Source organism: Micromonospora ferruginea (assembly GCF_013694245.2).
GTDB classification, from domain to species: Bacteria; Actinomycetota; Actinomycetes; order Mycobacteriales; family Micromonosporaceae; genus Micromonospora; species Micromonospora robiginosa.
In genome coordinates, this window is sequence record NZ_CP059322.2 from 4,202,823 (window position 1) to 4,216,468 (window position 13,646).

General features: G+C 70.8%; 13 protein-coding genes and 1 tRNA gene. 8 read left to right on the forward strand and 6 right to left on the reverse strand.

Annotated elements, in window-relative coordinates:
- The first annotated feature begins 12 nt into the window (after positions 1-12).
- The 4 genes from H1D33_RS18150 to H1D33_RS30325 are packed head-to-tail and all read left to right on the forward strand — an operon-like array spanning position 13 to position 3,437.
- Positions 13-954 (forward strand): glycosyltransferase family 9 protein, encoded by a 942-nt coding sequence (locus H1D33_RS18150; protein ID WP_246412033.1) that lies wholly within the window; start codon positions 13-15, stop codon positions 952-954.
- Complete coding sequence (locus tag H1D33_RS18155; protein ID WP_181572011.1) at positions 951-2,087, forward strand: hypothetical protein; 1,137 nt, start codon at positions 951-953, stop codon at positions 2,085-2,087. The genes H1D33_RS18150 and H1D33_RS18155 overlap by 4 nt, the downstream gene beginning before the upstream one ends.
- A complete protein-coding gene (locus tag H1D33_RS18160; RefSeq protein ID WP_181572010.1) occupies positions 2,077-2,823 on the forward strand; it encodes an SDR family NAD(P)-dependent oxidoreductase in 747 nt (248 codons plus the stop codon). Before H1D33_RS18155 ends, H1D33_RS18160 begins: the two co-directional genes overlap by 11 nt.
- A 17-nt stretch (positions 2,824-2,840) precedes the next feature.
- Positions 2,841-3,437, forward strand: coding sequence for a histidine phosphatase family protein (locus tag H1D33_RS30325; protein WP_414685547.1), 597 nt, complete (start codon positions 2,841-2,843; stop codon positions 3,435-3,437).
- Here H1D33_RS30325 and H1D33_RS18165 read toward each other — a convergent pair.
- The 5 genes from H1D33_RS18165 to H1D33_RS18185 all read right to left on the reverse strand — a co-directional run bounded on the left by H1D33_RS18165 (position 3,400) and on the right by H1D33_RS18185 (position 8,976).
- Positions 3,400-3,840 (reverse strand): NUDIX hydrolase, encoded by a 441-nt coding sequence (locus tag H1D33_RS18165; protein ID WP_181572008.1) that lies wholly within the window; start codon positions 3,838-3,840, stop codon positions 3,400-3,402. The two genes, H1D33_RS30325 and H1D33_RS18165, sit on opposite strands and share 38 nt — an antisense overlap.
- Positions 3,841-3,950: 110 nt before the next feature.
- Positions 3,951-4,427: a hypothetical protein gene (locus H1D33_RS18170; RefSeq protein WP_181572007.1), complete on the reverse strand. Its 477-nt coding sequence runs from the start codon at positions 4,425-4,427 to the stop codon at positions 3,951-3,953.
- 112 nt (positions 4,428-4,539) lie between these two features.
- Positions 4,540-5,349 carry a MarR family transcriptional regulator gene (locus tag H1D33_RS18175; RefSeq protein WP_246412031.1) on the reverse strand — a complete coding sequence of 270 codons (810 nt, stop codon included), beginning with the start codon at positions 5,347-5,349 and terminating at the stop codon, positions 4,540-4,542.
- A 414-nt stretch (positions 5,350-5,763) separates the two neighbouring features.
- A tRNA-Lys gene (locus tag H1D33_RS18180) sits at positions 5,764-5,839 on the reverse strand.
- 62 nt (positions 5,840-5,901) lie between these two features.
- Positions 5,902-8,976: a VWD domain-containing protein gene (locus H1D33_RS18185; RefSeq protein WP_181572005.1), complete on the reverse strand. Its 3,075-nt coding sequence runs from the start codon at positions 8,974-8,976 to the stop codon at positions 5,902-5,904.
- 88 nt (positions 8,977-9,064) lie between these two features.
- On the opposite strand from H1D33_RS18185, the gene H1D33_RS18190 reads away from it, so the two are divergent.
- From H1D33_RS18190 to H1D33_RS18205, 4 genes are all read left to right on the forward strand, one after another.
- On the forward strand, positions 9,065-9,682 hold the full coding sequence (locus H1D33_RS18190) for a helix-turn-helix transcriptional regulator (protein WP_181572004.1): 618 nt from the start codon (positions 9,065-9,067) through the stop codon (positions 9,680-9,682).
- A 21-nt stretch (positions 9,683-9,703) separates the two neighbouring features.
- Positions 9,704-10,174 (forward strand): DUF3291 domain-containing protein, encoded by a 471-nt coding sequence (locus H1D33_RS18195; protein WP_181572003.1) that lies wholly within the window; start codon positions 9,704-9,706, stop codon positions 10,172-10,174.
- Positions 10,175-10,381: 207 nt separating this feature from the next.
- Positions 10,382-11,449, forward strand: coding sequence for a polysaccharide deacetylase family protein (locus tag H1D33_RS18200; RefSeq protein WP_246412029.1), 1,068 nt, complete (start codon positions 10,382-10,384; stop codon positions 11,447-11,449).
- A 22-nt stretch (positions 11,450-11,471) separates the two neighbouring features.
- Positions 11,472-13,031, forward strand: a complete 1,560-nt coding sequence (locus H1D33_RS18205; protein ID WP_181572001.1) for a cellulose binding domain-containing protein — start codon at positions 11,472-11,474, stop codon at positions 13,029-13,031.
- Positions 13,032-13,213: 182 nt separating this feature from the next.
- On the opposite strand, the gene H1D33_RS18210 is transcribed toward H1D33_RS18205, so the two are convergent.
- Positions 13,214-13,549 (reverse strand): hypothetical protein, encoded by a 336-nt coding sequence (locus tag H1D33_RS18210; protein ID WP_181572000.1) that lies wholly within the window; start codon positions 13,547-13,549, stop codon positions 13,214-13,216.
- Positions 13,550-13,646: the final 97 nt, after the last annotated feature.

Below are 13,646 nucleotides of genomic sequence, written 5' to 3' on the forward strand. Positions count from 1 at the left end.
GCGCTCCGTTTGGTGCGCGAAAGCGGCTGGCACCTCGACCTCGGAACACGCGGGCTTGGCGACGTGCTGCTGGGTCTTGCCATGGCCCAAGGGCTTCACGAGGCCACCCGCAACCAGTTCCCCCAGCCGGCCTACGTCGGGCCCCGGGCGGATCTACTCGCCCGATGCGCCCTGCCGCTCAGCATCACCTCTGCGAGCGGCCATCACTCGATCGGTACCGTGAGCTCGACACCCCGCACCTTCGCCGCCGTTCCGGAGGTCCCGCCGACGAGGCTCGACATTGTCGACGCCAACGTCCTTCAGGTCCACGCCGCGCTACCGATGCGCTACTACCTCGACGTCGAGCAAACCCTCGGGGTACGGCTGAATGCTGCCAGCGACCCGTGCCCGCGGTTCCGCACCATCGTGCCCACCCATACGCCCTACCACGTGGTCTTCGTGTCCACCACCAGCCGGCCAGAGCGCAAGGACTACGGCATCGAGAACTTCGAGGCAATCGCACGATGTCTCACTGCTCAACGGCCTGACGCACCGTGGCGCTTCAGCCTGATCACCGCGCCGGATCGAGTGGCGCCGCCGCCCGTCGCGCAGATCGAGGTACTCCATGGCCCAACGGCCGTGGAATGCCTCGACCTGTTCGCTACCGCCGAACTGGTCGTCGGCAACGACACCGGCCTGACCCACCTCGCCGCCCTCACCACAAGACCGGACGGCACCGGGCCAACCGTCGTCGGCCTGTACGGGCGGCACGCTCATACCAAGTGGATCACCGGCTCGACCCGTCACCACGCGGTAGCCACGCCGTTCTCGCAGCTCATGTCGATCGCCGACGCCTGCCCGGTTCGGGACGGCTACGACGACACCATCTGGTCCAGTGCCAGTGACCTGCGAGCCGTGCCGGCCGAGCTCATCGCCCGGTTCGCCGGAGAGTGCGCTGGCTGGTGGGACTCATGATCCGCATCGCCCGCCACCGGCGGTTCACCGCGAACCACACCCTCCATCTCGACATCGGCTCACGCCGACTGTTCGTCAAGATCAACCCTAACCGCTCCGAGTCTGCCGCCGAGATCGTCGGGTACGAGCGAATACGCAGCCTTTACCCGGTCCCCGCCCTACATGTGCATCGCCGCATCGGCCGCTGGTCTGTGACCGTGTACGACCGCCACCAGCCCGACCAGTCCGACACCGGCCTGCTACTCGATGCCATCACGGCCGACGGCATCGGCGCCCGCACCCATCTCGACCGCGGTCTCGACGCCATCATCGGCCACTACCGGCACGTCATCAGCGCGACGATGCGTCAGCTGCCCGCCTCCCAGACCATCGGCAAGCTGTATCGCGACCGCGCCCAGCCTGGCGGTCGGCTCGACCGGTACTACGCCCACAACCCGACGCTGCTGACGATGCCTGCCGGGTCCGGCATCCGATGCGGGGACCTTCGCGAGGCGACCCTCGTCATCAACGGACAGCCACGACGACTCGACTTCGACGCGCTGGTCACCGATCTTCGTACCGCCCTGCACCCGGACCAGCAGGTATGGGCGGCGATGACCCAGGGCGACCCCACCGACTTCAACATCGGTCTTGACGGCGAGAACCGAGCCGTCTGGTTCGACTACGACACCGCCGGCCTCAACGCCCTCGCCGGGGAGATCGCCTGCTTCCTCTGGTGCCAGCGGCTACACGCCGCATGGCTCGTGCCGCGCTACAACCCCGGAGCCTTCACCGACCACCAGCGGGCACTCGCCGATGCGGTCAAACCCCAGCTACGGCTGGCCAGACCGACGAGCCGGACGATCACAATCGACTACCAGCACCGGCCGTCGGCGCCGCGCCAACACACCATCACCCGCTACCTCGCTGAGCTCGCCCAACCACTCGCCAGCAGCATTGGCGCGGACCTACTGGCGTGGCTTCGGCCGTACCTCGCCATGCGCCTGCTGGCCGTCTATCCGCTGCAGCAGATGGAGTCGGCGGACGCCGCTCTGTCGATCGGCCTACTCGCCGACCTGTACGCACCTGAAGCTGACTTGACCCAACTGCTGGGACTCGTCGCCACACCAGAGGAGACGATGCATGAATCGTGAGGTAGCGATCGTGACCGGGGCTGGTAGCGGCATCGGGGCCGCGATCGCCGCTCGTCTCGCCCTTGATTTCGACCTCGTCCTCACACACCTCGGGGAAGATGAGGCCCTTGGGGAGGTGATCGAGGTAGTCCGGCAGCGCGGGGCGCACGCCAGCACCGTCCTCGGCGATCTGACCCTGCCCGCCACTCAGGAGGCGTTCCAATCAGCGGTAGACACCACCGCCGACAGACTCGTTGCCCTGGTGAGCAATGCCGGCGCCTATCCCCGAATCCCCTGGCACGAGCTGGACCTGAACGCATTCCGCAGTCAACTCGAACTCAACCTGGTCACCCACGCCGCATGCATCCGCGCCGTCACGCCCACCATGATCGCGAACGGCAGCGGCCGGATCGTGGCCGTCTCCTCGGTCTTGACCCAACTCGGCCGCGTCGAGTTGACCGGCTACATCGCAGCGAAGAACGGGCTCGAAGGCCTCGTCCGCGCGCTGGCCCGCGAACTCGGCCCGTACAACATCACCATCAACACGGTGCGCCCAGGCTCGATCGAAGTCCCCGCCGAGCACGCCGTCGTCAACGACCACGCCGCCATGGTGCGACGCCAACTCGACCGGCAGTGCATCAAGCGTCGCGGCCAACCCACCGATGTGGCCGCCGCCGTCGCGTTCCTGCTCTCCCCCGCCACCGGGTTCATTACTGGCCAGGCGCTCAACGTCGACGGCGGCTGGCACCTGTCGTGAGCGACGGCGTTCTCTGGATGCGCCACGGCACCTGCCTCGACGGGCTCTGCCGCCCCCATGCCCACGCCCGACCGGAAACGCCGCTGACAACGCGGGGGATCGCCGAAGTCGTCAGCACAGCCCGTCGACTGCTCCGGGGAGACTCCAAGCCGCACGTGATCCTCACCAGCCCGCTCCCACGGGCAACGACAAGTGCTCGCATCCTGGCCGAGATCCTTGGCGCACCGATCGCACCGCCAGATCAGCTCTACGCCGAATGGCGCGCCCCCCACTGCGTGCTCGGCCTGAGTCCCGACGATTATCCGAGCGAGTACCGGGAGTGGCAGAGCGAGCGCCTTCGTGATCCAGATTCGGCTCTGACCGGTGGGGAGAGCCTGACCGCGTTACGGCAGCGAGCGACGGAAGCCGTATCGCGCGCCCACGAAGCCGCCCAGGAGGGCGAAGTGCTGATCGTGTCGCACCGAGTCTTCATCGGCGCCGTGGCCGCCACCCTGGACGGCGCCCGAAGCCCGCAAGAAATCTTCCGATCAGCTCGGGACTTCGAACTCGCCCCAGCGATGCTGTGGCCAGCTTGCTCTACAGCGAGAGCAGCGCCTCCTCGTTGGCCGCGATGAACTCCTTCAGTGCATCAGGCTTGAGATCCACGGCAGGCAGCTTGTCGATCGTCACCCTGTCGAGCTGGTAATCGCCACGCGAGGGATCAGCGAACTCGGGCCCGGTGCGGGCGTCCTCCTGCATCTGGAGCAGCCGGCAGGCGAAGAAGTGCTGGACGGACACGCCCTCGCCGGCGGGAGCGGTGAACAGGAACACCTGGGCAAACTGATCCGCCTCAGCGCCGAGCTCCTCGTGCAACTCGCGGCGGAGTGCGGCCTCCAGGGAGACATCCGTCGACTCCAGGCCACCCCCCGGCGTCGTCCAGTACGGCGCCTGGCCGGGCTTGACCCGCTTGATCAGCACCAAACGACCTTCTTCGTCAAGAAGGATGGCCCGCACCGACCTGCGCACGATCTCACGCACCGCTTGCCCCTATCCGCTCCCGCACGGCCTACAGACGACAGTGTGAAGTACCGAGTCGGAGCGTGAACGTACGATGAGTCACCGATCCGAGGCCCAGCCCCCGAAAAGTATCAAATACGGGGCGGACCGCCTTGAAATCCTACTTTGCCGCCAATGGCTACACCAGTAAGCACCACGGCGGCGGTCACACCGATCGTCGCCTTGGTCATCCACCGGTCGAGGTAACGCTTGTTCTCGGAGTCTTTCTCCGCGTCCTTGTCGCTAAGCTGTACAAGCCGGTCGTTCAAATGCATGCGGGTCTGCGCGTCCAGGTCGTCACGCTCGAGCTGACCGATGATCGACGCCCTAGCCTCCCGCCGCCCCTGGTAGTCGCTCTCCTGGCTCTTGTCGTTGGACGCGAGGGTGACCTCGTGCATCTTCCGCACAGTGGTCACGGCACTGCCAAGGATCTTCTGAAGCTCGGGAAGCTTCTTGAGCACTGCCAGCCGGACGTCCTTGTCCAAGTCGGGCATAATGGCGAACCCCTGCAGGACGTGATCTCTGATGAGGTTACCCCGGCTGTCGATGCCTGACAGCGCCGTCTCCACGTCCTCTGCACCTGCGTTGTCCGTTGACCCGCCCCACTTCGAAGAAGGATCTGTCGCGGCGCAGAGCTTAGCCCAGCCATGCCCGCTCCAACCGGTAGCGGCTCAGCCAGCGTCATCGGGATAGCCCCGGCGGAAGTGGAAGGTCGATCAACCGGTGACGGTCGGTACCAACCGCCGGCATCCTCCACACCTGCTCGTGCGGCCAACACCGTTGCAGCAGTTCGACGGTAGTGACCGCGATTGGCGCCCGCAGCGGCCGGCTCACCAGATCATCCAGCAGGTTGACCTCCCGGGCCTCGTCCCGGGCAATGACCAGCACCACACCTACCGGCACGACCGGGTCGCTACGCCGGTAGCCGGCCAGAACAGCGTCGAGACCGGCAGTCGCCCGCTCGCGTTCGGCAATGGCACCACCGACCGGCCCGGCGTCGACGTGTACCAGGAACCGCACACAGCGGCCGTCCTCCAGCCACACGCCGTATCCGTCAGCGCGTAGATGCGCCAGGCCCCGCTCACGCAGCCACACCGACGTGTCCAATGTCGTCAGCCACTGGAACAACCCACACCGGCCCGGGTCTTGTCGTGATGCCTCCAACAGCGGTAGAAACAGCAGGTAGTGCGCCCCACGCCAATGCCGCTGGCCCAGATGCAACGGCACCGGCCGTCCCGACGAGATGAGGTCACGGCCAAGCAGCTCGGTGCCCTCCCCCGTGATCCGATACCACCAGGCATGCGCCCGGTCCTCCGCCGAACGCTCCCGGCCCACCAGCCCAGCAATGTGCAGCCAGGTGAGGTCCCGGTGCGCCGTCAACCGCGGCACCCCCGCCACCACCGCGATATCGCTCGTAGTAGCGGAGCCGTGCAATGCCAGAAACGACAGGATCCGCCACCGCCGAGGAGTCAGCTCACCATCACCAGCCACCCATCGATGGTCTCCAACCCATTGATGCCACGCCATCCCGGCGCCCCCGGTGGTGCGGCGGGAACTCCCGCACCCTCAAAACGGGGTTTGTGAGACGTTTTCCATGATCACTGTTCAACAAATCAACCGAAGCGCCAATGACTAAAGACTCAGAACCGGCAAACGCACTCCCCCCGAGGGCAGCCCACCCTTCGGACACGAAGCCGATCCGAGCACCACCGACAGCCCCACCCCGGCTACCCGGCCGGCCACACCGGCAGCCACCGACCGGTGTCCCGAAGCACCCCGGCAGCGTCCAACTGACGCCACGCCGGTCCATCGGCTCCCGAGCACCCATCGAGCGACCGACACCCGGACGGAGACGCGAAAAAGGCCCCGGCCCAGTGAGAACCACCAGGTCAAGGCCTTGATCGTTGGTGCGCCGCCAGGGACTCGAACCCCGAACCCGCGGATTAAGAGTCCGCTGCTCTGCCAGTTGAGCTAGCGGCGCTCACCGACAACGGGACGGAACGTTAGCAGCCCCCGCGCCGGCCCGTGCACGCAGGGGTCACCTCATCGCACGGCCAGCGTGACCTGCCCGGTCGCCGTCCCCGACGGGTCGACCAGCAGCGTGTAGACGCCGGCCGCCGGCAGCGTGGTCGCGGTGATCCCGCCGCTCCCGTTGATCACGCAGCCGGTGGTGAGCGTGCTGCCGTCCGGCGCGCGCAGCGCCAGCACGCCGCACTGGTCGGGCAGCGTCGCGGCGGTCGCGGTCACGGTCACCGACGTGCCGGCGGCGGCGGTGAACCGGTAGCCGGTGACCGCGCCGGGCCGGTCGACGTCCGCGACCACCGGCGGGCCGCCGACGGTGATCGTCGCGTCGCGGTCCCGGCTGGTGACCAGCCGCAGCGCGGCCGTGCCGGTGCCGCGTTCCACCGGGTCGACCACCACGGTGTACGTCCCGTCGGCGGGCAGGACCGTGCCGTCGACCTCGCCGACGCCGTTGATCACGCAGCCGCTGCCCAGCACCTTCTCCTCGGCGTCGCGCAGCTCCAGCGGGGAGCACTGGTCGGTCAGCGTGCTCTGCGGCACGTCGACGAAGACCCGTTCGCCCTTGCGGCCGGTGAACCGGTAGCGCGCCCGGGCGCCGGGTTGCGCGATCGACGCGGTCACGGTCGCGCCGTTCGGTTCCAGGGTGCCGCCGCTGTCCTTGGCGGCGTAGACGCGCACGGCGGCGCGGCCGGTGTCGCCGGGCGCGGCGGCGACGCGCAGCGTGTACGTGCCGGTGGTGGTGAGGTCGACGCGGTCGACGTAGCCGGCGCCGTTGATGTTGCAGCCGCCGGCGATCTCCCGCCCGTCCGGGTCGGCGAGCTGGTACGGCGAGCAGCGGTCGGCGATGCCGGGCGCGGTGACGTCGACGAAGACGGCGTCACCGGCGCGGCCGGGGAACGTCAGCGGCTCGCCGCCCGGGGTGAGGCTGGCGGTGGCGACCGGCACGGCGGTGATCGGCGCGCCGGTGGGCGGGGCGATCCGTTCGGTGGTCGCGCCGGCGACGGCGAACTCGGGACGGCCGCTGACGGCGACGTCGAAGACGCACTCGGCGAGCGGCCCGGGCGCGGTGATGCCGGCCCACCGGCAGATCTGTTCGGCGGCGGCACGCCGGGCCGGGTCGAGGTCGCCGGCGGTCACCTCCCGCTCGGGGAAGCTCCGGTCGGTGAAGGTGCCGGTGTCCTCCCCGTCGTCGTAGTGCAGCAGCGAGCGGTCCGCGGTGATCCGCCAACTGTCCGCGTACGCCGGGTAGAGCGTGGCGAAGGGCGCCGGCTGGGCCAGGGCGGGGCCGGTGGGGGGCGCGATGTCGTCACCCGGGTCGCCGTCGAAGTCGCCGAGCAGGCCGCGCACCTTGCCGGCCCGGGCGTCGGCGAGCCGGACGAGCACCCGGTAGCCGTAGCGGCCGATCTGGTCGACCGCGGCGGCGGAGCCGTCCGGCCACGTCACGTCGTACCCGTCGGTCGCGCCGGTGTCGGAGGGGCGGCGGGTGAGGGTGCCGCCGCCGGCCAGGTCGGTGCGTTCCGGCGGCGCGGCGAGCGGCGCGCCGTCGACGTGCACCCAGGTGGCGCCACCGGTGAGGGTGAGCGCGACGCGGTGGGCGCCGACGCGGAACGCGACCGCCGAGTTGACCGAGGCGGTGCGGGTGCCGGCCATCGGGGCCTGCCGGACCTGCACCTCCAGCGGGTCGCCGCCGGTGGCGGCGACGAGCGTGAACTCGCCGACGGCCTGGAAGTCGTAGGCGACCCGGTCGAACGTGACCAGATGCGGGTCGCCGTTGCTGCCGCCGCAGTCGGCGCCGTTCTCGCAGAGTTTCACCGGCCCCTTCGGCGGGGGCGTCTTCTTCGGCGGCTTCTTGCACTCGTCGAGGCTCTTCGGCAGCGGGTTTCCCTTGTACTGGGTGCGCGGTGGCAGGCCCTTCGCGGCCCGGTAGCGGTTCTCCGCGAGCGTCGCCTTCACCTCGGCGGTGGGGATGCCGGTGCTCCCGCACTGTCCCGGCGGGACCTTGTCGCGGGAGATGTCGTCGGCGTGGTTCAGCTCGTGGTAGAGCGCGGCGCACGGATCGCGGGCCACCCCGTCCTCGTACGCGTCGGTGGAGGTGGGGTTCCAGGTGACCGTGGACGAGCCTTTGCCGTCGGCGCTCTCCGGCGTCTCGAACGCGCCCGAGCCGCCCGGGGTGGGCACGATCCGCACCTTCGGGGAATTCTTGTCCCTGAGCCGGGGCAGCAGGCCGGACGGGTCGCCGCCCGCCTCGGCGAACCCCTTGAGACAGCCGTCGACCGCGGCCTGGAAGTCGACGCCGCTGACCGGCACGCCCCCGGTCGGGTCGACCGAGTAGTCCGCCCGGGCCGGCCGGGCACCGCCGACCAGCGCGCCGGCGGCCACCAGCAGCAGGGCCACCGCGGCGGCGGTCGGCCGGCGGCGCGACCGCAGCAGGACCACCAGCGCGGCCAGGAGCAGCACCAGCAGCAGTGCCCCTCCGGCGGCCGCCCACAGCCAGCGGCGGGCGGGCGCGCCGCCGTCGCCGACCGTGAACGTGGTGGTCCGCAGCGCCGTCGCGCCCAGGCACAGGTTCGTCGCGCCGGTGACCGGCAGTGTCACGTAGCCGGCGGTGACCTCGTACCGGCCGGGGGTGCCGACCGGCCAGAGCGTGTCCAGACCGCCGCCGTCCGGTGTCGCGGCCACCGAGCGGAGCACCAGTTCACCGGGGCCGTCGCCGTCGTGCAGCCGGATGCCGGTCAGTGCCACGGTCGCGGTCGCGCCGGGTTCGACGGTGGTCAGGCCGGCACCGGACGCGGCGGTGATCCCGTCGTCGTGGAAGCTGCGGGCGAGCACCGGCGTGAGGTCGCGCCCGTCCCGGCGTACCCCGGTGATCTGGGCGGTGCCGACGGCGCCCGTGGCCAGCGCGCACGCCGAGCCGGTGGAGTTGGTGACCGTGAGGTCCAGGCGGACCTGGTCGCCGGTGCGGTAGTCCGCCTGCCCGGGGCGCAGCGCCAGGCCGAGGCCGTCGTCGGCGGGCGCCGCGACGGCGCTCGCCGCCGACGCCGCCAGGGCCGTCAGCAGTACGGCCAGCCCGGTCACCGAGCGCAGCGTCCACGTCATGGTGGGGACTGTAGGGGCGCCGGGCCGGGATTCCCGCGCACTGTCGGGGACCGGTCGGTCGGACGGGCCGGCGGGTAGCGTCGGGGGCATGTCGCTGGAGGCCATCGCCGCGTTGCGGGAGCCGGTGCGCCGGACGGTCTACGAGTACGTCGCCGCGCGGGCCGAGCCGGTGACCCGCAACGAGGTGGCCGAGGCGGTCGGCATCGGCCGCACCCTGGCCGCCTTCCACCTGGACAAGCTGACCGACGCGGGGTTGCTGGAGGCGGCCAACGCGCCACGCGCCGGTGGGCCCGGGGCGGGGCGGCCGGCGAAGGTGTACCGCCGGTCGGCGGCGGAGCACACGGTGTCGGTGCCGCCGCGCGACTACCGGCTGCTGGCCGGGGTGCTGGCGAGCGCGGTGGAGCGGGTCGGCGCGGAGCCGGCGGCGTACGCCGCCGCCGCCGCGCAGGGCGCGAAGCTCGCCGGCGGGGACGCGGTCGCGCGGCTGGCGGAGCTGGGCTACGAGCCGTACCAGGACGGCGACCGGACGGTCCGGCTGCGCAACTGCCCGTTCGACGCGCTGGCGCACTCGCACCCCGGGCTGGTCTGCGGGCTGAACCTGGCGATGCTCGAGGCGGTGGTGGGCGACGGCGGCCACGTGGTGCGTCTCGACCCGGGTCCGACCGGTTGCTGCGTGGCGATCCATTCTAAAAACAATCATCGTTGACATAGACGGTAGTCTGGCTCCATGAGCGACCATCACCTCGCGCAACTGAACATCGCCCGGCTGCGCGCCCCGATCGACAGCCCCGACCTCGCCGACTTCGTCGCCCGCCTGCCCGAGATCCACGACCTCGCCGAACGCTCCCCCGGCTACGTCTGGCGCCTCCAGGACGACTCCGGCGACGCGACCGCGTTCCGGCCGTTCGAGCCGGACGTCATCGTGAACCTGACCGTCTGGGAGTCGGTCGAGTCGTTGCGCGCCTTCGTCTACCGGACCGCGCACCTGGAGCCGATGCGCCGACGGCGGGAGTGGTTCGTCCCGCTCGACGCCGAGCACCTGGTGCTGTGGTGGATCCCCGCCGGCACGCTGCCGTCCATCGAGGAGGCGGCCGGCAAGCTGGCGGCGTTGCGGCGCAGCGGGCCGTCGGCCGAGGCGTTCACGCTGCGCGAACCGTTCCCCGCATCGATTGACGATCGTCGAAGTGAGACGACATAATCGCACCGGAGCCGGGCTGGCCTCGGGTCGAACCGTGGCCACCGACAGGACATCGCTGCCAGCGCCACGCCGAGGCGATGCGGACCGACTCCGGGCGACGTGATCCGCAGGGCGACGAGCAGCACCTCGAACGCCAGCGGGAGAACCTCGATGACACCCTTCCCAGCCGGACCGACGGCTGCCCCGACCCGACCCTCACGTCGCCCGATGGCGGTGGCGGCCGCCGCCGCACTGCTGACGGCGGTGACCTCCGGACTGGCCGTCACGGCCGCGCCCTCGATGGCCGCCGCCTGCACCGGCTACGTGGCGCTGACCTTCGACGACGGGCCCACCGCCGGCAACACCACCACGCTGATCAACACCCTCAAAGCCGCCGGCGTACGGGCGACGTTCTTCAACGTCGGCCAGAACGTGCAGGCCAACCCGGCGCTCGCCAAGGCCCAGCGGGACGCCGGCATGTGGGTCGGCAACCACAGTTGGACGCACCCGCACATGACCCAGCTCAGCCAGGCGCAGATGACCTCGGAGATCTCCCAGACCCAGCAGGCGATCCAGCAGGCCACCGGCGAGGCGCCCAAGCTGTTCCGGCCGCCCTACCTCGAGTCCAACGCGACGCTGCGCGCGGTCGAGGCCCAGTTCGGGCTGACCGAGATCAACGCCGACGTGGACTCCCAGGACTGGAACAACGCCAGCACCGACCAGATCGTGCAGAACGCGAGCCGGCTCCAGGCCGGGCAGTCCATCCTGATGCACGACTGGCCGGCGAACACCGTCGCCGCCATCCCCCGGATCGTCAGCAACCTGTCGAGCCGTGGTCTCTGCGCCGGCATGATCTCCCCGGCCACCGGTCGGGCGGTCGCCCCGGACGGCGGCCAGCCCACGACTCCGCCGCCCACCACCGCACCGCCCACCACCGCACCGCCGAGCACGCCGCCGCCCACCACCCCGCCGCCGAGCACGCCTCCGCCGGATCCTTCCGGGACGTGCACCGCCACCTACCGGCTGGTCAGCAGTTGGACCGGCGGTTTCCAGGGTGAGGTGACCGTGAGCAGCACGCGGGCCGTCAGCGGCTGGACGGTCCGGATGACCCTGGCCGGCGGGCAGAGCATCAGCAACGTGTGGAACGGGGTGGCCACCGGCAGCACCGGCGCGGTCAGCATCCGCAACGCCGCCTACAACGGCACCCTCAACGCCGGCGGGTCGACGACCTTCGGCTTCCTCGCCAACGGCAGCAGCTCACCGGCCCCGAGCGGGATCACCTGCGCCGGCTCGTAACACGTCCTCCCCAGGAGCACAGATGCGACTCACGCGTACCCGGCTCCGGTCGGCGGCGGCGGTGCTCACCGCCGCCGCCGTCGCCGTGGCCGCCGCACTCACCTCCGCCGTCTCCGCGCAGGCCGCCGCCGGCTGCCGGGTCACCTACACGGTGACCAGCCAGTGGCCCGGCGGCTTCGGCGCGAACGTCGACGTCAGCAACCTCGGCGACCCGCTGAACGGCTGGCGGTTGACCTGGTCGTTCACCGCCGGGCAGGTGGTCGGGCAGGCGTGGAACGGCACGGCGACCCAGTCCGCCGGCCGGGTCACCGTCACCAACGCGAGCTGGAACGGCGGCCTCGGCACCGGCGCCACCGCCCAGTTCGGGTTCAGCGGCTCGTGGAACAACACGTCGAACCCGGCGCCCATCGACTTCGCGCTCAACGGCGTGCCGTGCACCGGCCGCCCGGCCCCCACCACGACCGCGCCACCACCGACCAGCGCACCGCCCACCAGCCCGCCATCGACCAGCCCGCCACCGACCGGCGGGCCGCCGCCGACCACCCCGCCGCCGGCCTCCGACGTGCTGGCGCAGACGCACACCGTGGGGCGGGTGCGGCCGGCGGGCAACAGCGTCCAGTACACCTGGCCCGGCACCTACTTCGAGGGCCGGTTCCGCGGGACCGGCGTCGGGATCGTCCTCAACGACAGCCAGAACGACTACGCCGTGCAGGTCGACGGCACGACGGTCGCCACCCTGGTCACCCCCGGCCAGACCACCTACTGGGTCCGCAACCTTTCCGACGCCGACCACACCGTACGGCTGGTCAAACGCACCGAGAGCCCGTGGGCGGCGGGCGAGTTCGGCGGGCTCGTCGCCGCCCCCGGCGGCGCGATCCTGGCCAAGCCGGCCGCCCGCAGCCGGCAGATCGAGTTCATCGGCGACTCCTGGACGGCCGGCTACGGCAACATGTCGACGACCCGCGACTGCTCCGGCAACGGCGGCGTCACCCGCAACTCCAACGCCGACGTCACCTTCGGCGCCCTGACCGCGCAGAGCCTGAACGCCGACCACCAGCTCATCGCCTGGTCCGGCCTGGGCATGGTGCGCAACTACAACGGCGGAGGCACGGACAACTTCCGCACCTACTACGAGACCGATCTCCAGGCACTGTGGAACAGCACGGTGTGGCAGAACCCGGGCACCTGGAAGCCGCAGGTGGTCGTCGTCGGCCTGGGCATCAACGACTTCTCCACCGCGCTCAACGCCGGCGAGCGGTGGAGCACGCCCGAGCAACTCGCCGCCGACTTCCGGAGCGCCTATCTGGGCTTCCTCGACAAGCTGCGCGCCCGGTACGGCCCGAACACGTTCATCGTGCTCACCTACCCGGACCTCGGCAACACCCCGCTGGCCGCCTCGGTCCAGCAGGTCGTCCGGACCCGCGCCGACGCGGGTGACACCCGCATCCGCTCGCTCTACTACGACGACAACGCCCTGGGCCTGGACAAGCTCGGCTGCGACTGGCACCCGTCCCGGCGGGACGACCAACTGCTCGCCGGCGCGCTCACCCGGTTCATCGGCACCCTCCCGCTGACCTGGTGACCTGAGCCCTGTCGAGGCGGGTCCGGCCGCACCGGGCCCGCCTCGACGGCTGTGGGGCCTTCACCGGCGACTCTGCGGTCCGTCGTGTCGGCACGCCGACGACGACCATCGCCGTGAGGATCGCGACGGGGACGCGCCGCCGGTCCTCACGGGCCTGGTCCGGCGACCAGCAGCACGAGCGGTCACCCACAATCCTGGCTCTCTCCGCCACCGACGGCCGACCCCGGACGCGGGATCCGATAGGCGTGGACGCGGCGGGCGGGCCAGCCGAGAAACCGGTCGAACATGTCGGCGGCACTGCCGGTCAGGCTCGGATTCAGCCGGTGCAGGTCGTCTATCGCCTCGTGCAGGTGACCGGCCAGGTAGAGAAACAGGTTGACCGGGCTGTCCCGGTAGTCGGCCACGAGCGTCACCTTCGCCGCCCCGCACGGCCACGGCTGCCCGCACCTGCGGCACAGCCAGAGCGGACGCATCGGCAGATGCTCCACCCTGCCCGGCACCGATTGTTCTCTCACCATGCCGGCACCCTTCTTCGATACGACCGGTGGTCGGCTCGCCGGGGCACGGGCGGCTTCCCTCACTCAACTCAAGCTCCGATCCGCCGCGAATCCCATG